The sequence below is a fragment of the Methylobacterium sp. C33D genome (genome assembly GCF_053345825.1).
The window spans coordinates 29466-51931 of the sequence record NZ_JBKFAV010000027.1 but is presented as its reverse complement, the minus strand read 5'-3'; the positions used below and the strand labels follow the sequence as shown (position 1 = coordinate 51931).

At 71.2% G+C, this 22466-nt stretch carries 17 protein-coding genes; 9 read left to right on the top strand and 8 right to left on the bottom strand.

The window, feature by feature from the left end; all coding sequences use genetic code 11:
- Positions 1 to 72 precede the first annotated feature (72 nt).
- Entirely contained in the window at positions 73 to 255 is a 183-nt protein-coding gene (locus ACLBXO_RS21035; protein WP_020090787.1) for a hypothetical protein, read from the bottom strand.
- Positions 256 to 432: 177 nt separating this feature from the next.
- Here ACLBXO_RS21035 and ACLBXO_RS21030 point away from each other — a divergent pair, with 177 nt between their 5' ends.
- The 4 genes from ACLBXO_RS21030 to ACLBXO_RS21015 all read left to right on the top strand — a co-directional run bounded on the left by ACLBXO_RS21030 (position 433) and on the right by ACLBXO_RS21015 (position 6199).
- A complete protein-coding gene (locus tag ACLBXO_RS21030; protein WP_447686561.1) occupies positions 433 to 1716 on the top strand; it encodes an efflux RND transporter periplasmic adaptor subunit in 1284 nt (427 codons plus the stop codon).
- A 21-nt stretch (positions 1717 to 1737) separates the two neighbouring features.
- A complete protein-coding gene (locus tag ACLBXO_RS21025; RefSeq protein ID WP_331315358.1) occupies positions 1738 to 4872 on the top strand; it encodes an efflux RND transporter permease subunit in 3135 nt (1044 codons plus the stop codon).
- Positions 4873 to 4990: 118 nt separating this feature from the next.
- On the top strand, positions 4991 to 5548 hold the full coding sequence (locus ACLBXO_RS21020) for a DUF4337 domain-containing protein (protein ID WP_331315360.1): 558 nt from the start codon (positions 4991 to 4993) through the stop codon (positions 5546 to 5548).
- Positions 5549 to 5671: 123 nt separating this feature from the next.
- Positions 5672 to 6199: a phosphate-starvation-inducible PsiE family protein gene (locus ACLBXO_RS21015; protein ID WP_331315361.1), complete on the top strand. Its 528-nt coding sequence runs from the start codon at positions 5672 to 5674 to the stop codon at positions 6197 to 6199.
- 84 nt (positions 6200 to 6283) lie between these two features.
- On the opposite strand, the gene ACLBXO_RS21010 is transcribed toward ACLBXO_RS21015, so the two are convergent.
- Positions 6284 to 6802 carry a TspO/MBR family protein gene (locus ACLBXO_RS21010; protein ID WP_331315363.1) on the bottom strand — a complete coding sequence of 173 codons (519 nt, stop codon included), beginning with the start codon at positions 6800 to 6802 and terminating at the stop codon, positions 6284 to 6286.
- Between the two features lie 94 nt (positions 6803 to 6896).
- Between ACLBXO_RS21010 and ACLBXO_RS21005 the strand changes: the two genes are divergently transcribed.
- Positions 6897 to 8099, top strand: coding sequence for a trans-sulfuration enzyme family protein (locus tag ACLBXO_RS21005; RefSeq protein WP_447686560.1), 1203 nt, complete (start codon positions 6897 to 6899; stop codon positions 8097 to 8099).
- Between the two features lie 91 nt (positions 8100 to 8190).
- Positions 8191 to 8670 carry a hypothetical protein gene (locus ACLBXO_RS21000; protein ID WP_331315366.1) on the top strand — a complete coding sequence of 160 codons (480 nt, stop codon included), beginning with the start codon at positions 8191 to 8193 and terminating at the stop codon, positions 8668 to 8670.
- 19 nt (positions 8671 to 8689) lie between these two features.
- Here the strand turns inward: ACLBXO_RS21000 and ACLBXO_RS20995 are convergent, their stop codons facing one another.
- Positions 8690 to 9472 carry a class I SAM-dependent methyltransferase gene (locus ACLBXO_RS20995; protein ID WP_447686559.1) on the bottom strand — a complete coding sequence of 261 codons (783 nt, stop codon included), beginning with the start codon at positions 9470 to 9472 and terminating at the stop codon, positions 8690 to 8692.
- A gap of 94 nt (positions 9473 to 9566) precedes the next feature.
- Here ACLBXO_RS20995 and ACLBXO_RS20990 point away from each other — a divergent pair, with 94 nt between their 5' ends.
- Together ACLBXO_RS20990 and ACLBXO_RS20985 are read left to right on the top strand one after the other, a co-directional pair.
- The gene (locus tag ACLBXO_RS20990) at positions 9567 to 10496 is read left to right on the top strand and encodes an AEC family transporter (protein WP_447686558.1); all 930 of its coding nucleotides are present in this window, start codon (positions 9567 to 9569) and stop codon (positions 10494 to 10496) included.
- A gap of 113 nt (positions 10497 to 10609) precedes the next feature.
- The gene (locus tag ACLBXO_RS20985) at positions 10610 to 11839 is read left to right on the top strand and encodes an acyl-CoA dehydrogenase (protein WP_331315371.1); all 1230 of its coding nucleotides are present in this window, start codon (positions 10610 to 10612) and stop codon (positions 11837 to 11839) included.
- A 74-nt stretch (positions 11840 to 11913) separates the two neighbouring features.
- Here the strand turns inward: ACLBXO_RS20985 and addB are convergent, their stop codons facing one another.
- Together addB and tcuA are read right to left on the bottom strand one after the other, a co-directional pair.
- The gene (gene addB / locus ACLBXO_RS20980) at positions 11914 to 15078 is read right to left on the bottom strand and encodes a double-strand break repair protein AddB (RefSeq protein ID WP_447686557.1); all 3165 of its coding nucleotides are present in this window, start codon (positions 15076 to 15078) and stop codon (positions 11914 to 11916) included.
- Positions 15079 to 15199: 121 nt separating this feature from the next.
- A complete protein-coding gene (gene tcuA, locus ACLBXO_RS20975) occupies positions 15200 to 16696 on the bottom strand; it encodes an FAD-dependent tricarballylate dehydrogenase TcuA (protein WP_447686556.1) in 1497 nt (498 codons plus the stop codon).
- Positions 16697 to 16814: 118 nt separating this feature from the next.
- On the opposite strand from tcuA, the gene ACLBXO_RS20970 reads away from it, so the two are divergent.
- Positions 16815 to 17468: a GntR family transcriptional regulator gene (locus tag ACLBXO_RS20970; RefSeq protein WP_447686555.1), complete on the top strand. Its 654-nt coding sequence runs from the start codon at positions 16815 to 16817 to the stop codon at positions 17466 to 17468.
- Positions 17469 to 17481: 13 nt separating this feature from the next.
- Here the strand turns inward: ACLBXO_RS20970 and tcuC are convergent, their stop codons facing one another.
- From tcuC to ACLBXO_RS20955, 3 genes are all read right to left on the bottom strand, one after another.
- On the bottom strand, positions 17482 to 18789 hold the full coding sequence (gene tcuC / locus ACLBXO_RS20965) for an MFS transporter (RefSeq protein WP_331315377.1): 1308 nt from the start codon (positions 18787 to 18789) through the stop codon (positions 17482 to 17484).
- Between the two features lie 24 nt (positions 18790 to 18813).
- Positions 18814 to 20196, bottom strand: coding sequence for a 2-hydroxycarboxylate transporter family protein (locus ACLBXO_RS20960; RefSeq protein ID WP_331315378.1), 1383 nt, complete (start codon positions 20194 to 20196; stop codon positions 18814 to 18816).
- Between the two features lie 310 nt (positions 20197 to 20506).
- A complete protein-coding gene (locus ACLBXO_RS20955; RefSeq protein WP_447686554.1) occupies positions 20507 to 22102 on the bottom strand; it encodes a porin in 1596 nt (531 codons plus the stop codon).
- Positions 22103 to 22466 lie beyond the last annotated feature (364 nt).

Below are 22466 nucleotides of genomic sequence, written 5' to 3'. Positions count from 1 at the left end.
CGGACCGCGACGCTCCGCCACGGAGCGACGCCGAAGCGGGGTCCACTCCGGCGCAGGCGGTTCGGTCCGAGATCAGGAGATCAGGTCGAGCTTCGCCGCCTCGATCCCGTCGGCGCGGATCGTATCCGGCAGGGACGAGAAATCGCGGTAGCCCGCCTCGCGCGCCATGGCGTCGAGGGCCGTCTGCTCGTCGTCGGCCGCTCCCGTCCAGAGCACCGCGCCGCTCTTCGTCTGCCTGATCTGGAAAATGCTCATCGACCCCTCCCCGGTCTCGAGAAGACCATCGGCCTATTAACGTCGCTATTCATCGCTGGTTGCAGGTCGAGCGCCGTGAACGGCCGCGCTCCGACCGCGCCGATTACCTGCGGCGCGAGGCCCGGCGACGGCCCGGCCGGATGGCGCTATGCTCGGCCTCCGGTGGAGTGGCTCGCCATGAAAACGCCGACCTGCAAAGCGAGGGAGTGGCAATACCAGTCCAGCGCCGATTGCGAGGCCCCCGTCGTGAACTCCGTCCGTAGGCGCGCGTCCCGCCTCAGTCTCCTGTGCGGGCTCGCGATCCTCGCCGGGGCGCCGGCCCGGGCCGTCGAGACCGCCGCGGTTCCCGACGCCGCCGCCATCGCACCCGCGGTCACCGTCGTGCCGGCCGAGAGCCGCGAGATCGTCGAGCGGGCCGTCGTCACCGGGACGCTGGTCCCCCGCGACGAGATCCTCGTCTCCCCCGAGATCGAGGGCCTGCGCATCACCGATCTCCTCGTCGAGGAGGGCGACCGCGTCACAAAGGGACAGGTCCTCGCCAAGCTGTCGCTGGAGATGATCGTCACCCAGGAGGCCTCGAACGCGGCGGCGGTCGCCCGCGCCGAGGCGGCCATCGTCCAGGCCCAGAGCCAGATCGTCCAGGCGGAGGCCGCCAACCTGGAGGCCAAGCAGGCGCTCGAGCGCGCCCAGGCGCTCGCCAAGACCGGCAACGGCACCGCGGCCGTGCTGGAGCAGCGCGTCTCGGCGGCGCAGGGAGCCGAGGGCCGCCTCGCCGCCGCCAGGGGCGGACTGCAATCGGCCCAGGCCGACCTCGCCACGGCACGGGCCGCCGGCGCCGAGATCGCCCTGCGGCGCGCCCGCACCGACATCCGCGCCCCCGAGGCCGGGATCATCAACCGCCGCACCGCGCGGATCGGCGCCACCGCCACCGCGGCGGCCGAGCCGCTGTTCCGGCTGATCGCCCGGGGCGAGATCGAGCTGGAGGGCGAGGTGCCCGAGACGTCGCTGGCGCGCATCCACGTCGGCAACCCGGCGAGCCTGGACCTCGACGACGGCCGCCGCCTCGCCGGCAAGGTGCGCCGGGTCTACCCGGAGGTCGACCGGGCGACGCGGCTCGGCAAGGTGCGCATCCGCCTCGGCGACGATCCGGCCCTGCGCATCGGCGCCTTCGCGCGCGGCAACGTGGAGATCGCGCGCCGCACCGGCGTCGCCGTCCCGGTCTCCAGCCTGCTCTACGCGGCCGACGGCCGCGCCAGCGTGCTCGTTGTGAAGGACGGGCGCGTCGAGGCGCGGCCCGTGACCACGGGGCTCTCCGCCGAGGGCTTCACGGAACTCCGCTCCGGCGTCGCCGCCGGCGAGAGCGTCGTGGCCCGCGCCGGGAGCTTCCTGCGCGACGGCGACCGGGTGCGTCCCGTCGCGGCCCCCGCCAGCACGCCGATCGCCGACGCGGCCCCGCGGTAGGACCAGTCGAAGGAACCGGCCATGCGCCTCAACGTCTCCGCCTGGGCGATCCGCAAGCCGCTGCCGTCGGTGGTCCTGTTCCTGGTCCTGATGATCCTCGGGCTGGTGAGCTTCCGCGCGCTGCCGATCACCCGGTTCCCCAACATCGACATCCCGATCGTCTCGGTGACGATCACCCAGTCGGGCGCGGCGCCCGCGGAGCTTCAGACCCAGGTCACCAAGTGGGTCGAGGATTCGGTCGCCGGCGTGAAGGGCGTCAAGCACATCCTCTCGACGATCACGGAGGGCACCTCGACGACGACGATCGAGTTCCGCCTCGAGGTGAACCAGGACCGGGCGACCAACGACGTCAAGGACGCCATCGCCAAGATCCGGCAGAACCTGCCGCGGACGATCGACGAGCCGATCGTCTCGCGCGTGGAGATCGCCGGCCTGCCGATCATGATCTACGGCGCCTCCGCGCCGGCCATGACGCCCGAGGACCTGTCGTGGTTCGTGGACGACGTCGTCGCCCGGGGCCTGCAGAGCGTGAAGGGCGTCGGCGGCGTCGAGCGCCTCGGCGGCGTCGCCCGCGAGATCCGCGTCACCCTGAAACCCGACCGCCTGCTGGCGCTGGGCATCACCGCCGCGGACGTGAACCGGCAGCTGCGCCTGACCTCGGCCGACATGGCCGGCGGCCGGGCCGAGGTCGGCGGCCAGGAGCAGTCGATCCGGGCGCTCGCCGCCTCGGCGAGCCTCGACACGCTGGCCAAGACGTCCATCGTGGTGCCGGGCAACCGCAAGGTGCGCCTCGACGAGCTCGCGACCCTGTCGGACACCGCCGAGGAGCCCCGCACCTTCGCGCGCTTCAACGGCGAGCCGGTGGTCGCCTTCGCGATCTCCCGGGCCAGCGGCGCCAGCGACGCCGACGTGTCGGTGGGTGTCGCCAAAAAGATCGCGGCGCTGCACGCGGCCAATCCCGACGTCCGGTTCGACCTCATCGACACCAGCGTCGTGAACACGATCGGCAACTACCACTCGGCCATGATGGGCCTGATCGAGGGCGCCGTCCTCGCCGTCGTGGTGGTGCTGCTGTTCCTGCGCGACTGGCGCGCGACCCTGATCGCCGCGGTGGCGCTGCCCCTCTCGGTGCTGCCGACCTTCTGGGTGATGAGCGCGCTGGGCTTCTCGCTCAACGCCGTCAGCCTCCTGGCGATCACGCTGGTCACCGGCATCCTGGTGGACGACGCGATCGTGGAGATCGAGAACATCGTCCGGCACATGCGGATGGGGAAATCGCCCTACCGCGCCGCCCTGGAGGCCGCGGACGAGATCGGCCTCGCGGTCATCGCCATCACGGCGACGATCATCGCGATCTTCTCGCCGGTGTCGTTCATGGGTGGCATCGCCGGCCAGTACTTCAAGCAGTTCGGCCTGACCATCGCGGCGGCGGTGTTCATGTCGCTCCTCGTGGCGCGCCTGATCACGCCGCTGCTCGCCGCCTACTTCCTGCGCGACCACGGGCCGGACCACGAGCGCGACGGCGTCGTCATGCGCGGCTACACCCGCCTCGTCGCCTGGTCGGTCCGGCACAAGTTCATCACGCTCGTGCTCGGCATCGCGTGCTTCGCCGGCTCCATCGCCTCCACGGGGCTCCTGCCCGCGGGCTTCCTGCCGGCGGAGGACCAGGCCCGCACCCTGTTCGTGGTCGAACTGCCGCCGGGCGCCCGGCTCCAGGACACGGTCCGGGTCACCGACCGCATCGAGGAGAAGATCCGCGCGCTGCCCGAGGTGAAGAGCGTGTTCGTGGACGGTGGCCGCCAGCTGCCGGCCAAGAAGGAGGTGCGGCTCGCGAGCCTCACCATCAACCTGACCCCGAAGAACGCCCGTCACAAGACCCAGAAGCAGGTCGACGCGGAGGTCGCGGCGATCCTGCGGGAGGAGCCGGACCTGCGTTTCTGGGCCCTGCGCGAGGGTGGCCAGCGCGACCTCGCGCTGATCATCGCGGGCCCCGACAAGGCCGTGGTGGCAGAGGTCGCCGCCAAGCTCCAGCGCGAGGCCCAGCAGGTCCCGCACCTCGTCAACGTCATGTCGACGGCGCCCCTCGACCGGACCGAGGTCCGGATCCGGCCGAAGCCCGCCGTGGCGGCCGATCTCGGCGTGAGCACCGACACCATCGCCGAGACCGTGCGCGTCGGGACGATCGGCGACATCGGCATGAACCTCGCCAAGTTCAACGCCACCGACCGGCAGATCCCGATCCGCGTGCAGCTTCCCGAGAGCGTGCGCGGCCGGCTCTCCGACCTCGAGACCCTGAAGGTTCCGGTGAAGGGCGGGACGGCCGTGCCGCTCGCGACCGTCGCCGACATCAGCCTGGGCCAGGGCCCGACCGGAATCGACCGCTACGACCGCGCCGTGCGCGTCGCGCTCGAGGGCGACATGCAGGGCACCGACGCCCTCGCCGAGCTGATCGGCCAGGTGATGAATCTGCCGACCGCCAGGAACCTGCCGCCCGGCGTCACGATCAGCCAGACCGGCGACGCGGAGGTGATGGGCGAGGTCTTCGAGGGCTTCGCGCTGGCCATGGGCGCCGGCCTGATGATGGTGTTCGGCGTGCTGATCCTGCTGTTCGGCAACTTCCTGCAGCCGCTGACCATCCTGTTCTCGCTGCCCCTGTCCATCGGCGGCGCGATCCTGGCGCTGCTGATCTGCCACATGCCGATCTCGATGCCGGTGGTGATCGGCATCCTGATGCTGATGGGCGTCGTGACCAAGAACGCCATCATGCTGGTGGATTTCGCCGTGGAGCAGATCCGCGCCGGCGTCGATCGGAACGTCGCGATCGTCGATGCCGGCCGCAAGCGCGCCCGGCCGATCGTCATGACCACCATCGCCATGGCGGCCGGCATGGTCCCGTCCGCGATGGCCTACGGCATCGGCGGCGAGTTCCGCTCGCCGATGGCGGTGGCGGTGATCGGCGGCCTGATCGTCTCGACCGTGCTGTCGCTCGTCTTCGTGCCGGCGATCTTCGTGCTGATGGACGACCTGTCCCGCCTGCTGACGCGGCTGTTCGGCCGGTTCGTGGGCGAGCGCGACGACCCGGAGGACGAGGCCGCCTTCGATCCGGCCCGTCCAGCGAATGACGGGCACCCGCCGCCACGGATCGCCGCGGAGTAGGGCCGCCAGGGAACCGGACGCCCGGGTTCGAGGCCTCGCAGATCGGCGGCGCGCATTGCGTCGCGCGCCGCGATGGGCTGTGACTCGGCCCGCCGAATCAACGGAGACGTAGGAAGCGATGTCGGGTGGTCACGGGGCGGTCGAGGGGTCGAACAAGCGCGTGGCGCTGCTGATCTCGGTGCTGGCGCTGTTCCTGGCGTTCAGCGAGACGCTGGGCAAGGCGTCCCAGACGGATTCGATCGGCGCGAACGTCGAGGCCGCGAACCAGTGGGCCTATTTCCAGGCCCGGACGATCCGCGCGACGGTGCTCAAGACCGCCGACGAGGCCCTGGCGCTGCTCCCGCCGGGGCCGAATCAGGACGCGATCGCCGCCAAGCGCGCCGAGTGGTCCAAGACCCTGGCGCGCTGGGATTCGGAGCCGGCGACCGGCGAGGGCCGCAAGGAGCTTTCCGAGAAGGCCCGGGCGTCCGAGGGCCGGCGCGACCTCGCGCTGCTGCGCTACCACCATTACGAGTTGGCCTCGGCGGCCTTCCAGATCGGCATCGTCCTGGCGTCGGCCGAGGTGATCACCGGGATCAGCCTGCTGGTCTTCGCCGGCGGCTTCCTGGGCCTCGCCGGGGCCGCGCTACTCGGCTTCGGCTACCTCGCGCCGCACGCCCTGCCGTTCTTCCACTGATCGGCCCCGGCCACCGGCAGCGACGTAACGCCACCCCTGATCCCGATCGGTTGAGCCGGAGCTTCGCCGGACTGGACGCGCGGTTCGGAAGCTGATCGTCTCGGCACATTCCAGGGGGGAATGATGTCGGAACACTCAGAAGACCAGGGTCGCCTGACGAAGATCGCCAGCGCGATCTTCCTGCACACCGAGCACGCCATCTACGCGGCCCTCGGCATCCTGCTGGCGCTCACCGCGCTCGTGGCGCTGGTCGAGGCCACCGGCATGACCTGGGAGGCGATCCGGGCGCTCGGCGGCGCGCAGCAGATCCTGGAGGTGATCGACCGGCTCCTCTTCCTGCTGATGCTGATCGAGATCCTGCACACGGTCCGGGTCTCGATGCGGTCGGGGACGCTGACCTGCGAGCCGTTCCTGATCGTCGGGCTGATCGCGTCGATCCGGCGCGTGCTGGTGATCACCCTGCAATCGTCGGAGATCATGCACGCCAAGGACTGGTCGCCGGAGAAGCAGGCGCTGTTCCAGGCCTCGATGATCGAGCTGGGCGTGCTGGCGGGGCTGATCCTCACGATGGTCTTCGCGATCTTCCTGCTCCACCGGGCCCGCGATGACGGCAGGCCCGCGGGCGAGGAGAAGCCCGAGCACGCGTCCTGACAGCGGCGCGGCCTCCCGGCGCGACACGCGCCCTGGGACTTGCACCGCCCGCGATCACGGCCGGGCGTGCGACGGGACGGGCGATCAGTTCATCCGCAGGATCGCGGCGTTGAGCAGCGTCGCGAAGGCGACCCAGGCCGCGTAGGGGACGAGGAGCCACGCCGCGAGCCGGTCGAACCGCCAGGTCAGCCGGATCGTCCAGAGCACCATCACCAGCAGCATCGCGACGACGATCAGACCGGCGCCGATCGCGTGGGCGGTGAAGAAGACCGGCGTCCACGCGGCGTTGAGGGCGATCTGCACGAGGAACGCCGCGAGGGCGAGCCACCAGCCCTCGCGGCTCGGCCCGGTGCGCGGCATCGCGCCGAGCAGCCGCCAGAGCGCGACCGCGATCATCGTGTAGAGGATCGTCCAGGCGACCGGGAACACCCAGTTCGGCGGGTTGAAGACCGGCTTGTTCAGGCTCGCGTACCAGCCCGGGATCTCCGCCTGGGTCGATACCGAGCCGACGGCCGCGGTGGCCGCAACCGGCAGGATCGCGGCGGCGAGGCGCAGCCAGCGCGGCAGGGGCGATCCCTCGGGGACCTGTGTGGCGGCGGTCATGATCGTCGGTCCTTGCGGGCGCGGCTCGTGGCGCGGCTTGCCGGGGCCCACGCGCCGTGGCACGCGCCCGTCTCCATCCGCCGAGAATCGCCAGATGTCACAGCCTAACGCGCCGCAGGGTCCGTCGGATAGCCGGGGCGACGCCGAGCCGGGATTCGCGCGCCGGAGCCTCGCTGCCCAGGCCATGGGCCGGATCGAGCCCGAGACGCGGGCCGTGGTGATGCCGCTCCACGTCGCCACCACCTTCATCCGCGATCCCGACAACGGCTACAGCTCCGGCTACAGCTACGCGCGGCCCGACAACGCCACGGTGCGCGAGGCCGAGTCGGTCCTGGCGATGCTGGAGGGGGCCGGCGCCGGCGCGCTGCTGTTCGGCTCCGGGATGGCTGCGGCGACCGCGGTGTTCGGCGCGCTGGAGCCCGGCGACCACGTGGTCGCCGGAACGGTCATGTACTGGGCGCTGAAGCGCTGGCTGCGCGAGGAGGCGCCCCGGCGCGGCCTCACGCTGACCTTCGTGGACACGGACGATCCGGACGCCCTGCGCGCCGCGATCGAGCCCGGCCGGACCAAGCTCGTCTGGATCGAGACCCCCGGCAACCCGCTCTGGACGGTCACCGACATCGCCGCTGCGGCCGAGATCGCCCACGCGGCGGGGGCGCGGCTCGCCGTGGATTCCACGGCCGCCTCGCCGGTTCACACCCGGCCCCTGGAACTCGGCGCCGACATCGTGATGCACTCGGCCACCAAGATCCTCAACGGCCATTCCGACGTCGTGGCGGGCGTGCTGGCGGGGGCGCGGGCCGACGCGTTCTGGGAGCGGATCCGGGGGATCCGCGCCGGCAGCGGCGGCATCCTCGGGCCGTTCGAGGCCTACCTGCTGATGCGCTCCCTCCGGACCCTGCACCTGCGCGCGGCCGCCCAGGCGGCCGGCGCCCTGCGGCTGGCCGGGCGCCTGAGCGAACACCCGCACGTGACCCGCGTCCTCTACCCGGGTCTCCCGGACGATCCCGGCCACGCGGTCGCCCGCCGGCAGATGCGGGACGGGTTCGGCTTCATGCTGTCGATCCGGGTGGCCGGCGGCGAGGCGGGCGCCATCGCCACGGCGGCGCGGGTGCGGCTCTGGAAGCGGGCGACCTCGCTCGGCGGCGTCGAGAGCCTGATCGAGCACCGCGCCTCGGTGGAAGGTCCGGGCAGCCCCTGCCCGCCGGACCTGCTGCGCCTGTCCACCGGCATCGAGGATCCGGAGGACCTGTACGGCGATCTCGATCAGGCGCTGCGCGGCGCCCACGGGAGCTGATTGTCGGGGCCTTTGGTGCCGAACGGGATCCTGGCGCGTTGTGCCGGCAGTTCCGGCGGCGCGAACCGCCACAGATCGCGAGTCCGACGACATGACGACCCGTTCCCGCACGATGGTCCCCGGCACCTTCGCGCTGCTCACCCTGGTTCTCGCGCCGGCCTCCGCCCGGGCCGACGCGGTGCCGTATCTCGACGTCGAGCGCACCTGCCAGTCGGCCCAGGTCACCAACACGACCATCAGCGACAAGGCGAATTACGACGGCTGCATCCGCTCCGAGCGCGACGCCAAGAAGGAGGCCGAGCGGCACTGGAGCAGCTACACCCCCGCCGCCAAGCGCCAGTGTCAGGACCAGTTCAAGGCGGGCGGCTACCCGTCCTACGTCGAGATGGTGACCTGCCTCGAGCTCGCGTCCGGAACGGTGCCGACGCAGAGCGCCGAGGGCGGTCGCGCGGTCGGCGGGCCGGGTGCGCCGAAGGACGTCAAGGTGCAGCGGGAGGGCGGCGCCACTCTCACCAAGGAGCCGCCCGCGACCCAGCGCACGGACCCGATCAAGGTGCTGGAGAACAAGTAGGCCGCCGACCCGTGCGCCGTCACGCGCGCGCGCTGCAGAAGGCCGTCGTCACGTAGGGGAAGTCGACGATCGACGGGCCGGCGAGTTCGGGCGTGTCGGCGATGAGGACCCGCACCGCCTCGGCCACGCCGGCCCGCTCGGCGGCGGGAAGCGCCGCGATGAAGCTGACCGAGAGCGTGCGGTCGAGAATCACGGTCTCGGGCGTTCCGCAATGCGCGTGCCGCCAGCGGCGCTCGCGCAGCGGTCCGAAGTCCGGCGTGGGGAACGGGGTCCGCCACGCGCCGGTGCGGTAGCGCGGCGCGCCGCCCTCGTGCGGATCGGTGATCCGCGACAGGGCGGCGACCCAGGGAACGGTCTCGTCGCGCACGTTCCAGATCAGCCCGAGCCGGCCGCCGGGACGCAGCACCCGGGCGATCTCGGTCAGCGCGGCGGCCGTGGCGAACCAGTGGAAGGACTGGGCGCAGACCACCGCGTCGAGGCTCGCCGCGTCGAGCGGGATCGCCTCCGCGGTCCCGGCGCGGGCTTCGACCTCCGGATGCGCGTCCGAGATCCGCGCGCGCATGGCGTCGACGGGCTCCACGGCGACGACGGAGGCACCGGTCGCGCGCAGGGCGGGCAGGAACTTGCCGGTGCCAGCGCCCAGGTCGAGGACCCGCCGCACCGGCCCGAGACCGAGATCCTCAGTCAGCCAGCCGGCCACGGCCGGCGGATAGTCGGGGCGTCCCGTCACGTAGGTGTGGGCCTCGGCGCCGTAGCCCCGCGCGGCGGCGCGGCGAATCCCCGATCCCCTCTCGTCCGACATGCCAGCACAGCTCCCGGCGGTGCGCGACGCGGCGCGCCGGCGTGCTATGGGCCGAGTCGCCCCCCGCGCACCAGACTCCGCTCCCGACGGCCCCGTGAACGCCCTCGCCATCATCGCCCCGATCTTCGGGATCGTCCTGATCGGCTGGGCGGCCGCCCTCGCGGGCCTCCTCTCCGACAAGGTCAGCGACGGGCTGTCGGAATACGTCTTCGCCGTCGCCGTCCCGGCCCTGATCATCGCCACGCTGACGAGGCCGGGGATGAGCGGGACCGTCGCCTGGTCGTACTGGGTCGCGTATTTCGGCGGCGCGGCGATCTCGTGGTTCGTTGGCACGCTGATCGCCCGGCGTCGGGCCGGGATCGAGCGGCGCGGCGCGATCCTCCACGGCTTCGCGGCGAGCCAGTCGAACACGGTGTTCGTGGGCGTCCCGATGATCCTCCAGGCCTACGGCGAGGAGGGCGCCTTCCCGCTGTTCATGCTGCTGGCCGTCCACCTGCCGCTGATGATGGGCAGCGCCACCTTCCTGATCGAGTCCGATTCCGGCCTGCCGGTCCTGGCGCGGATCCGCGGGCTCGCCCTGGTGCTGCTGCGCAACCCGATCTTCGTGGCGCTGCTGATCGGCATGGCCATGAAGGCCCTCGGCCTCGCGCCGGTCGGCATCGCCCGGTCGCTCATCGACACCTTCGCGGGCACGGCCTCGACCTGCGCCCTGGTGGCGCTCGGCGCCGGCCTGAAGCGCTACCGGGTTCTGTTCGACCTCAAGGGTGCCCTGGTGATCGCGCTCCTGAAGAATCTCCTGCACCCGCTGGCGGTCTGGATCCTGGCCTTCCACGTCTTCGCGATGCCGGCCGCCTACGCGGGGGTCGCCACCCTGTTCGCCGCCATGCCGGTGGGGATCAACGCCTACCTGCTGGCGGCGCGCTACCGGACCGAGACCGGCATGGTCGCGGCCTCGGTGCTTGTCTCGACGCTCCTGGCGCCGCTCACCACCCTGGCCTGGCTCACGCTGCTCGGCCGTGCGTGACGGCGGCGCCCCGGCGTCACCGCGCGCGTTGGACCGGGCGCCGCGCGGGTCTAGGGTAGGCCCAAGAGTGCGGGCCGCGTAGACCCGCGCGTCCCTGCAGGCGAGGAATTTCGATGAACGCTCCGATGCGCCCTCCGGGCAGCGCCTCACCGTCGGCCCCGGCCTCGGCCCGCTTCGTCTGGGACGATCCCTTCCTGCTGGAGGATCAGCTCACTGAGGACGAGCGGGCGATCCGCGACGTCGCCCAGAGCTTCGCGCAGGAGCAGCTCCTCCCCGGGATCGTCGAGGCCTACGCCACCGAGAAGACCGATCCCGGCCTGTTCCGGAAGATGGGCGAGCTCGGCCTGCTCGGCGTGACGCTCCCCGAGGAGTACGGCTGCGCGGGCGCCTCCTACGTGGCCTACGGGCTCGTGGCGCGGGCGGTCGAGGCCGTGGATTCCGGCTACCGCTCGATGATGAGCGTCCAATCCTCCCTCGTGATGTACCCGATCCACGCCTACGGCTCCGAGGAGCAGCGCAAGAAGTTCCTGCCGAAGCTCGCCTCGGGCGAGTGGATCGGCTGCTTCGGCCTCACCGAGCCCGATGCCGGCTCGGACCCGGCCGGCATGAAGACCAAGGCCGAGAAGATCGACGGCGGCTACCGGATCTCGGGCGCCAAGATGTGGATCTCGAACGCGCCGTTCGCTGACGTGTTCGTGGTCTGGGCGAAGTCCGAGGCGCACGAGGGCGCGATCCGCGGCTTCGTCCTCGAGAAGGGCATGAAGGGCCTGTCGGCACCGACGCTCAAGGGCAAGCTGTCCCTGCGCGCCTCCACCACCGGCGAGATCGTCATGGAGGGCGTCGAGGTCGGCGAGGACGCGCTGCTGCCGAACGTCTCGGGACTGAAGGGGCCGTTCGGCTGCCTCAACCGGGCGCGCTACGGCATCTCGTGGGGCGCGATGGGCGCCGCCGAGGATTGCTGGCACCGCGCCCGCACCTACACGCTGGAGCGCAAGCAGTTCGGCCGGCCGCTGGCGCAGACGCAGCTCGTCCAGAAGAAGCTCGCCGACATGCAGACCGAGATCGCCCTCGGGCTCCAGGCCTCGCTCCGGGTCGGGCGGCTGATGGACGAGGGCAGGATGGCCCCCGAGATGATCTCGCTGGTCAAGCGCAACAATTGCGGCAAGGCGCTGGACATCGCCCGGACCGCCCGGGACATGCACGGCGGCAACGGCATCATGGGCGAGTACCACGTGATGCGCCACGCCCAGAACCTCGAGACGGTGAACACCTACGAGGGCACCCACGACGTCCATGCCCTGATCCTGGGCCGGGCCCAGACGGGGCTGCAGGCGTTCTTCTGAGCCTCGGACCGCGCCGCCCATCCGCGTCCTCGTCCCGCGGTGCGGGCGGGACACCCTGACGCGACGGGGCGGGATCACTCCCCGCCCTCGTCCCCGGCGAGCGACCACTCGAGCACCCGGGCGAGGTGGTCGTAGGCGCCGTACTGGCTGGCATATTGCGGGTAGGGCCGCGCCGTGTAGGCCGCCTCGCCGGTCATGAACCGGGCGACAAGCCCCCGCAGCCGCGCGGCGTGCTCGGCCACGATCGCCTCCACGCCGCGCTCCTCGCCCCGGGGCGGCTTCACCGGGATCGGGACGAAGGGCTTCCGCCCGCCCGAGGCGTGGACGTAGAGCAGGTCCGGCGTCGTCTTCACGGCCGGCAGATCCGCGAAGGCGCCGTGCATCAGCATCGCCGCCTCCAGGGTGAGCTGCGGCGAGAACCCGGAGAAGATCATCTTCCCCGAGGGCGGCGTCCCGGTCTTGTAGTCGACGATGCAGGCGCTGCCGTCCGGCCGCAGCTCGATCCGGTCGGCCCGGGCGCGCAGCGTGAAGGTCTCGCGCCCCATCGGGATCGCCCAGCGCCCGGAGACCTCCGGGTAGACCCGCGTCAGGCCGGGCCGGCGCTGCGCCTCCCAGTCGAGATAGGCCGAGGCCATGCGCTCGTAGCGCGGCCACCACTCGGCGTAGAGGTTCGGGTACTCCGCCTCGATCTCGCCGAAGGCGTTCACCGCGAGGTTCAGCAGCCGCTCCGCCGCGTCCGGAGGCAGGTCCGTCGGATGGCGGCCGGCGAATTCCGCGAAGACGTCGTGGACCAGGGAGCCGCGGGTGGCGACGCCCGGCGCCGCCGCCAGCGGATCGAGCGGGTCGAGCCCGAGCACGTGGCGGGCGAAGATGCTGTAGGGATCGCGCACCAGCGTCTCGATCTCGGTGACGCTGAGCGAGCGCGGGAACAGGGCCGGGTCCGGCTTCGGCGCGGGGCGCTTCAGCCGCGGTTCCGGCGGCGCCGTGTCGAGCCGCGCGGCGAGGCCCGCGAGCCGGCGCCCCGCGCGCAGGACGGTGTCCCAGCGGGCATCGCCCGAGAGGGCGCGCAGGCGCTGGATCAGGCGGGACGGCACGGTCGGCGCGCCCTCCCGCTTCAGCGCCCGGGTGATCACCGCGTCGCGGCACCCGAGCGCCTGCACGAAGTCGTGGGCCATCTGGCCGATCCGCCGCTCGGGCGGGTTGAGGCCGACCCGCTCGCGCATCGGCCGGTTGAGGAACGAGTCGGTCAGCGTGCGCACCGGCCACACGCCCTCGTCCAGGCCGCCGAGCACCACGCGGTCCACCGACAGCAGGCGCGCCTCCAGCAGCCCGAGGATGCGCAGGCGCGGATGCGGCGCCTCGCCCGAGCAGGCGACGAGGCGCTCCCGGGCCAGCGACGTGAAGAAGGTGGCGTAATCGTCGAACCGCCCCGGCATCAGGCCGGGCTCGGCCATCTCCAGGTCGTCGAACAGGGCGTCGAGGCAGGAGAGGGACCCGTCCGTCTCCGCCGGGGAACCGTCCTCCGGCCCGGCGATCAGCCGGTCGCACGCCTCCCGGTGCCCCGTGGCGGTGGTGACGAGGTCGCATTCCCCGGCCCCGTCCGGGCCCGGGAAATCCCGGAACACCAGGTCCAGCCGGTCCAGCAGGTCCGCGGCCAGTTCCCAGTCGACGTCCTTCAGGCGGCGCTTGGCCCGGGGCCGGTGCTCGGGCGGCCCGGCGCGCTCGGCCGCGAGGGCCTTGCGCAATCCGTCGAAGCCGGGCGCCGGGACGGGGCCGCGCAGCAAGCCGATCTCCAGGGCCGCGGCGCCCCGGACCACGTCGGGACGCGGCAGGCCGAGATGGACCATCGGATGGGAGAGCAGCGCGATCAGCCGGGCCGGGATCGCGTCGGCCTGATCGCGGGCGAGGTCGGCGGCGAGCTCCGCGGCGAGGCGCGCGAGCCGCCCGGCCGGGCTTCCGGCCAGGGATTGGCCGGCGGAGTCCTCGGCCACGATGCCCCAGCGCAGCAGCTCGACGGCGACACGGCCGGCGAGCCCGCGGTCGGGCGTGATCAGGGCCGCGGTGGCGCCGGGGGTCTGGAGGGTCTCGCGCAGCGCCAGCGCCGCGACCAGCGCCTCCTCGCGCTCGTCGGCCGCCTCGGCGAGCGCGACCCCTTCGAGGCCGAGGCGGGCGACGGTGTCGCGCGCGGCCGGTTCGAGGGCGGCCCACGCGTCGGTGGTGTCGGCCGGCCGCAGGGCCTGCGACAGGAGCGCGGCCCGCGCCACCTGGCCGGCATCGGGCTCGCCGAGGGCGACGATCTCGGCGCGGTCGAGGTTGAGGTTCTCCGGCCCGAGCAGCCGGTGCAGCACCGCCTGCGGGTGGCCGTGCGCGATCACGCGCGAGAAGCCCTCGCCGGTGTCGATGCCGTCCCATCCGGCCGCGTCGAGGTCGAGATCGAGCCCGGGCAGGACCACGGCGCCGTGGGGCAGCTTGGCCACGGCCGCGATGAGCCGGGCCGTGGCGGGGACGGAGCCCAGCGAGCCGGCGACGATCACCGGGTCCTGCGTGGCGCTGCGGGACAGGCGCTGCTCCTCGGCCAGCACGAGGCTGCGGGCGCGGGCGACGGGATCGGCGAGGCCGCGCTCGGCCAGGAGCTTCGGCCAGTTCTCGGCGGCGATTTTCACGAAGTCGAGGGTCAGGCCGAAGTAGCGGGAATACTCCGCCTCGACGGCCGCGCCGATCTCCGACCAGGGCAGGCCCTCGACGGTGAGCGCGTCCATCAGGCGCTCGAGGTCGCCGGCGAGCCCGACCGCGTCGGCGGGGGAGGACGGCACCAGGAACGGCACCTCGGCGTCCAGCGGCAGCAGGGTCCGGTCGACGGTCCTGGCCCAGGCCTGGACGAGGCGCGCCAGGATCAGCCGGCGCTCCAGCGGCGGCATCGGGATGCTGAGGGGGTCGGCGTTGTCCTCCAGCAGCGGCTCGGCGGCGAGGTCGAGCTCGGCCTCGTCGGCCTCGCCGAGGGGGATCATCCGCGGCAGCAGCGTCGCCTGACCGGGCGCATCCCGGCCGAGCCTCTCGGCCAGGATCGCAGCCAGCGCCCGCGCGGCGCGGCGGGTCGGCAGGTAGATCGTGACGGCGGCGAGCGCCAGCGGATCGTCCGCCACCGGCCCGACGAGACGGCCGGAGAGCAGCGCCTCGGCGAGCGTCGGCAGGAACGGGACGCCGCGGGAGATGGTGAAGACGGCCTGTCGGGCGGGCATGGGGGCTTCTACGCCCGCGCCGGGGCCGCGGACAGGGGGCGATCGGCCCCTGGGCAAACGATCGCGCGCATGCCCCTCCCCCGCGAAGGGGCAGGGCACCGGTCGCGGTCCGCCGCGGCCCTCAGCCCTTCGCCCTCGCGGCGGCGCCGTAGCCGGCGCGGCGGCCGAACACGACGCCGGAGGTCAGCCCCGAACCGCCGGGATAGCCGTTGAAGAAGACGCCGCCGACCATCTCGCCGCAGGCGTAGAGGCCGGGAATCGCGCCGCCGTCCGCGCGCTTCACGCCGCCGTCGTCGCCGACCTCGACACCGCCGTACGTGAAGGTGATGCCGCCGGTGACCGGGTAAGCCTTGAACGGCCCGGTCTCGATCTTCTGCGCCCAGTTCGACTTCGGCAGCGCGAGCCCCCGTGTGCCGCGCCCGTCCTTCACGGTCGGATCGAACGGGACGCTCTCGTCCACGGCGGCGTTGAACGCCGCGATGGTCCGCCGCGCCGCCGCCCGGTCGATGCCCTCGAGCCGGTCGAGGAGCCCGTCCAGGGTGTCGGCCTCGACGAAGTGCGCATCGTGGAACCGGTACTCGCTGTAGAGCAGGTGATCGACCTTGGCGTCGAAGATCTGCCACGCCACGTGCCCGGGCTGCTCCATGATGGCGCGGCCGAACTGGGCGTAGGTGTAGTTGCGGAAATCCTTGCCCTCGTCGACGAACCGCGCGCCGTCCGCGTTGAGCATCAGCCCGAGGAAATAGCAGATCTTCCGGTAGTGCTTGCGCTCGCCGTGGGGCAGGTCGAGGTTGCCGTAATCGGGGGTGTGCAGGTCCATCGGCGTGGCGTGGCAGCCGCCGTAGAAGCCGTGGGCCTTCGCGCCCAGCGCCAGCGCCATCTCGAGACCGTCGCCCCGGTTGTGGGGCGTGCCGCGGACCCGGGCCTTGTCCCAGCCCGCGCCGATGAAGCGCGTCCGCAGGGCGGCGTTCGATTCGAAGCCGCCGCAGGCGAGCACGACGGCCTCGGCGCGGAACGCGCCCTGCGGTGTCTCCACGCCGACGACGCGCCCGTCCTCGACGATCAGCCCCTCGGCCGGACAGCCGTAGCGGATCTCGCCGCCGGCCCGGGTGAAGGCGGCCAGTTCCGCCTGGGCGAGGCCGAAGCCCTCGTCGTGGGTAGCGAGCGTCAGGCCGCCCCAGAACACGAAGCGCCCGTCCTTCTCGAAGGATTGTCGGGAATAGATCGGCTCGAACTTAACCCCCTGGGTGCCGAGCCAGCGCAGCGCCGCGCCGCTCTCGTCGATCAGGATGCGCTGCTCGCGCGACAGCGGCCGCCCATCGTTGAAGCCGAGGAGATCCTGCTCGAATTTCTGCGCCGTGTAGGCGCCGAAATCTGTGCGCGGCAGGCGCGGATCCTGCGGATCGGCGAGCAGGGGGATCAGGTCGTCGTTGCCTTCGTAGACGAAGCGCATGGCGCCGGCCGTGTAGGCGGTGTTGCCGCCCGCCAGATCCCGCTCGGCCTTCTCGATCATCAGCACCGAGGCGCCGCGCTCCAGGGCGGCGAGGCCCGCGCTCATGGCGGCGTTGCCTGAGCCGACCACCAGGACATCCCGCTGCGCATCGCCCGACCGCTGCATGCCCGTCTCTCCACCATCCGTCATCGCGGGACAGATTGTATACGCCTGCATGCAATCTAGGGCAAGCGTTCCGGCGAGCCGCGTTTCGAGCTATGGCCCGGTCCAGGGAGATCCTGCGATGAAGGCGAGCGAGTCGGAGCGCTCCAGCGGCGCCGGCGCCTACGAGCGCCTGCTGCGGGCGATCGAGGAGGGCGAACTCGCCCCCGGCAGCCGGCTGCGCGAGGCCGAGCTCGCGGAGCGGTTCCAGATCAGCCGCACGCCGGTGCGGGAGGCGCTCGGACGGCTGGAGGCGCAGGGCCTCGTCGCCCACGAGCCGCACCGGGGCGCCAGCGTTGCGCAGCTCGATTACGGGCAGGTCAGCGAGCTCTACGACATGCGCGAGGTGCTGGAAGGGACCGCGGCCCGCCTCGCGGCGATCCACGCCAGCACGGTCGAGACCGAGATCCTGGAGGAGATGGTCGCCCGGGACCGGACGCTGCTCGGGGACGCGCCCGCCCTGGCCCGGACCAACCGCCTGTTCCACCGGCAGATCCACGGGGCGGCGCGCAATCGCTTCCTGCAGAGCACGCTGGAGACGATGCGCCTGTCGCTGGTGCTGCTGCCCGGCGCCACCACGCTGGCGGCGCCCGACCGCGCCGCGGAATCGCTGGCCGAGCACGCCGCGATAGTGGCGGCGATCCGGGCCCACGACGGCGATACCGCCGAGGCCGCGGCCCGGGCCCATATCCGCGCCGCCTTCAAGGCACGGATCCGGATCTGGCAGGAGAGCTGAGCGGTCCCCGCCCTCAGGCGTGGGCCGGCACGCGCTCCAGTCCCTGCCGGCTCCGGAACAGCGCGAGCGTCGCGACGATGCCGCACGCGGCCGCTGCCATGAGCCAGTAGCTCGGCGCGGCCCGGTCGCCGGTCTTCTCGATCAGGAAAGTCGAGACCATCGGCGTGGCCGTGCCGAACAGCGCGGTGGCGAGGCTGTAGGCCAGCGAGAAGCCGCTCGCGCGGACATGGGCCGGCACCACCTCGGAGAGCGACACCACCATCGCGCCGTTGTAGACGCCGAAGAAGAACGAGAACCACAGCTCGACGGCGAGCATCTTGCCGAAGGTCGGGTCGGCCACGAGCCAGTGCAGGGCCGGGTAGGTCGTCAGCAGCGACAGGGTCGAGATCGTCAGCAGCACCGGCTTGCGGCCGATGGCGTCCGACAGGGCCCCGCCGACGGGCAGCCAGACGAAATTGGTGACCGCCACGCACAGCGTCACGATCAGGCTGTCGGTCTCGGTGAGCTTCAGGACGTTCTTGCCGAAGGTCGGGGTGTAGACGGTGATCATGTAGAAGGTCACCGTGGTCATCGTCGTCAGCATCATGCCGAGCAGCACGATCCGCCAGTTGGCCGCCACCGTGGTCAGGATCTCGCGTGTGGTCGGGTGGCGGGTCCGCTTGGCGAAGTCCTGCGTCTCCTGGAGCGAGCGCCGGATGAAGAAGATGAACGGCACGATCAGGCAGCCGATCAGGAACGGGATGCGCCAGCCGAAATCGCCGATCTGCTGCTTGGTGAGGAAGGCGTTCAGCCCGTAGCCGATCAGGGCGGCGAACATGATCGCCACCTGCTGGCTCGCCGACTGGAACGACGTGTAGAAGCCGCGCCGGCCCGGCGTGGCGATCTCGAACAGGTAGATCGAGACGCCGCCGATCTCGACGCCGGCCGAGAAGCCCTGCAGCAGGCGCCCGGCCAGCACGATCAGCGGGGCCGCGACGCCGATCGTGTCGTAGCTCGGGCAGAAGGCGATGAGCACCGTCCCGCTCGCCATGATCGCCAGCGTGATGATCAGCCCCTTCCGGCGGCCGATCCGGTCGATATAGGCGCCCAGCACGATCGCCCCGAGCGGCCGCATCAGCGCGCCGAGCCAGAACGTGCCGAAGGTCAGGAGCAGCTCGGTGGTCTCGTTGCCCGAGGGGAAGAACGCCCGCGCGATGTAGGTGGCGTAGAACCCGAACAGGAAGAAGTCGAACATCTCCAGGAAGTTGCCGCTCGTCGAGCGGAGGATCGCCCCGATGCGCGACTGGAGCGTGGCCCCGACGGCCCCGGGATCACCGGCCATGACGACGTCCTTTCCGAGTGCCCGTCAGGCACCGATCCATTTCATGGCGACGATCGTGCCGGTCACCGTCAGCGCGCCGCCGATGCGGGTGGCGATCTGCGCGAACGGCATCAGCGCCATGCGGTTCGCCGCCGTCAGGATCGCCACGTCGCCGGTGCCGCCCTGGCCGCTGTGGCAGGCGTTCACGATGGCGGTCTCGATCGGGTACATGCCGAGCCAGCGGCCGACGAAGAAGCCGACCGTCATCAGCGTCACGACGGTCGACACGATCGTGATCAGGTTCACCAGCGTGAAGGCGGCCATCAGCTCGTGCCACGGCGTCATCGCGACGCCGATGGCGAACAGCAGCGGGTAGGTCATCGAGACCTGCACGAACTTGTAGACCACGAAGCCGCCGGCCTGGAGATGGGGCGACACCGCGCTGGCGAGCTTCGCCAGGACGGCGAGGAACAGCATCGCCACCGGCGCGGGCAGGCCGACGAGGTGGTGGGCCATGACGCCGAGCAGGTAGAGGGTGATCGCCGTGAGCCCGGCCGCGCCGATCGTGGCGGGGTCGATCTGGCCCTTGGCCGCCTCGGCCTTGGCCTGGGCGTCGCTCGACTTGATCCCGTCCGAATCGGGCTGGAGGCGGCCCTCGCCGGTCAGGTGCGGGTAGCGCTTGCCGATGGAGTTGAGCGTGCCCGACAGGATGATCGCGGTCAGGGAGCCGAGCATCACCGGCGGCAGCACCTGGGCGAAGACCACGCCCTGCTGCAGCCCCAGGATCGCCGCGTAGCCGATGGAGAGCGGGATCGCCCCCTCGCCGACCCCGCCGGCCATGATCGGCACGACGATGAAGAAGAACGTCTTGTAGGGTCCGAGGCCGAGGAGCGTGCCGACCAGCGTCCCGACCAGCGCCGCCGCCACCGAGCCGAGGGCGAGCGGCGCGAAGATCTTGAGGAAGCCCTTGATCAGGACCTCCCGATCCATCCCGAGGATCGAGCCGACGATGATCGTGGCGATGTAGATGTAGAGGAAGTTGGTGAACTTCGTGAAATCGGTGATCGCCTTCACCATCTGCGGCGGCACCAGGGCGTAGTAGACGAGCGCCGAGGGGATGAAGGTCGCGAAGATCGCACCGGCGCCGATGTTCTTCAGGATCGGGATGCGCTTGCCAATCTCCGCGCAGGTGAACCCGCCCATCACCAGAACGGCGATCATGGTCGGCCCGTCGGGCTTGATCTCGCCTTCCTGAACCAGGACGGCGATGAGGATCGCCAGCACGACGAAGATCGGCAGCGGTATGATGCCGATCTTGGTGTCGATCAGGCGCCACCAGACGTCCGGCCAGAACCGGGCCGCGCGCCGGCCCTCCGCCCGGTTCTCTGCCGGTGATGGGATCGGGCTCGGCGTAGCGGTGCTGGTCATGGCGTCCCCCCGGATCTCTGACCACTTTCGGGCCGTTTCGCCGAACACTCGCGACCGCACGCCGAGGCACGACCCGTCGAGTCCCGCACGATCGGCGGAGATAAAGTGACATCCGGCGTATCAGCGCGCATGAAAGGCGGCAACGCGATCCGGGGAACAAAGGACGCGACCTGTCCCGCGGGCCTGGATTAAGATCTCACCTCCGTCGTGGTCCGAGGGCACGGGAATGGCCCGGCACTCGACCGGGCCGCGGGTACGCCGCGCGCGGAGACGGGCGGCGGGACCGACGCCCCGCCGCCGACATCGCCGCTCAGAAGTCGCGCTGGACGCGGAAACGGACCTGCGAGACCGAGTCCTGCGTCACGGTGCGCGGGACGAACGTGCCGTTGTTGATGCCGGCGACGTTGGCGTAAGCGGCGGGGCTCTTGTCGGAATCGATCGCGCGCCCGTGCTTCACGCCGATCTGGGTGTAGAAGGCCTCGACGCCGATATCGAGGTCGCGCACGGGTGACCAGATGAGGCTGCCGCCCGCGACGAACTGGTAGGTGTCGCGCAGCGCTTGGCTGAGCTGGTAGAAGCGCGTTCCGGGCGTGCCGACCGCGTTGGAGCCGAAATTGGCGGCGCCGTTGACGTTCAGGACGTTGTAGAGCGCGCCCTGGGCGAGACGGGCATGGCGGGAGAAATCCTGCTCTCCGTAGGAGCCGAAGACCGCCGAGCGCCATTCCGGCGTCCAGTAATGCAGGAACGACGCGACCGCTGAGAAGGATTGCGACGTCTGCAGCTGCCCGGTGAACGGGTTGATCGTCGCGTCCGAGAAGCTCTGGTAGATCTTCTGGCCGTGGAAGCCGTTGTTGAGCTGCGAGTAGCAGCCGGTGAAGGCGCAGTAGCCGGTGTACATCTGCGCGCCGTCCGCGTAGGCGCCCTGGAGATAGAGGGCATCACCGGGCGCGACGAAGGGCGCGTTGATCTTCAATCCGCCCTGCAGCGCCCAGCCCTCGACGCTCTTGGTGTGCGCGATCCCGACCGTCGCGCCCGCCGCCCGGGTCACCGCGATGTTGCCCACGTTCAGCTCGTGCGCCGCGGCGGAGAGCTGCGCCGAGCCCCAGGCCTGATCGACGCGCAGGACGCCGACCACATCGGGCAACCGCTCGCGCTGGATGCTGTCGACGCTGCTGACCGCGATCGGCGCGCCGTGGAAATAGCCGACGAAGACGGGGCTCACCGGCGAGGCGGTGCCGGCCGGCGCGTAGATCGGGCTGCGCCGGAACACCGGGTCCTCGATCGACAGGGTGGCAGACAGACCGGAGCCGGCCGTCACCGTGTAGGCGAGGAGATTGGTGGAGGCGACATCGGAGCCCGAGCTCGCGCCGTAGATCTCGAAGTCGTGGGCGTAGAAGTCGAAGAACGACGCGGCGCGACCGGCGGTCAGGCCGGCGAACTGGATGAACGCCTTGTCGACGTTCATGAATTGCTGCGCGTGGCCGGCCGCGTCGACGCCCGTGGCGTCGTAGGCCTGGCCGATACGCGCCTGAGTCCCCGAGCGGGCGTAGCCGGTGCGGGACCCGGCATCGAGGCGCACGAAGGCGCGCAGCGTGCCGTAGGCGGTCTGGGTGCGGGCATCGAGATTGATGCGCATCCGGCCCTGATAGCCCGCACTGTCGCCGGCATTCGTGCCGGCCTGCCGCGTCGACGCCGTCATGTATCCGCCCTCGAACCGGGCGCGGCCGGAGATGCGCAGGCAGGTGTCGGTGCCGGGGATGTAGAAGAAGCCCGCGCCGTACGCGCCGCAGACGCGGACGTACTCGACCGGGACAGCCTTCTTGGCCGGCAAGTCGGCGGCGTGCGCGGCGCCCACCGCCGCGCACGCGGCGGCAGACCCCAGCAACGATGATCGCAGTAATCTCATCGGTATCTCCGGAATTTGAAGCTCAAATCTCGCAAACGGATGAGCAAGACCGGACTTACCAAATACAGCAGATCATTTGATCGCGGATATCTGGTGCTCTTTCGCTTGCTACAGTGAACTTGAGGCCCATTTGCTCGGAGACACTGTGCAGGCGCACTCTCCCTTGCAACACGGATTCAGATTTACAATTTGACTTTCAAATTTGTGTTGTATGACAGCAACAAACTGTATTTAAATAATTCAAGTCGCCAAAATTATTAGCCTGTCAGGAGATAAACTCGAATATTATCGAACAAAAATAGAGGTCATTACTTCGGCGCTATCGGCCGATCGGCGTCGCGCGATGCGGGATCGTCTCAGAGCC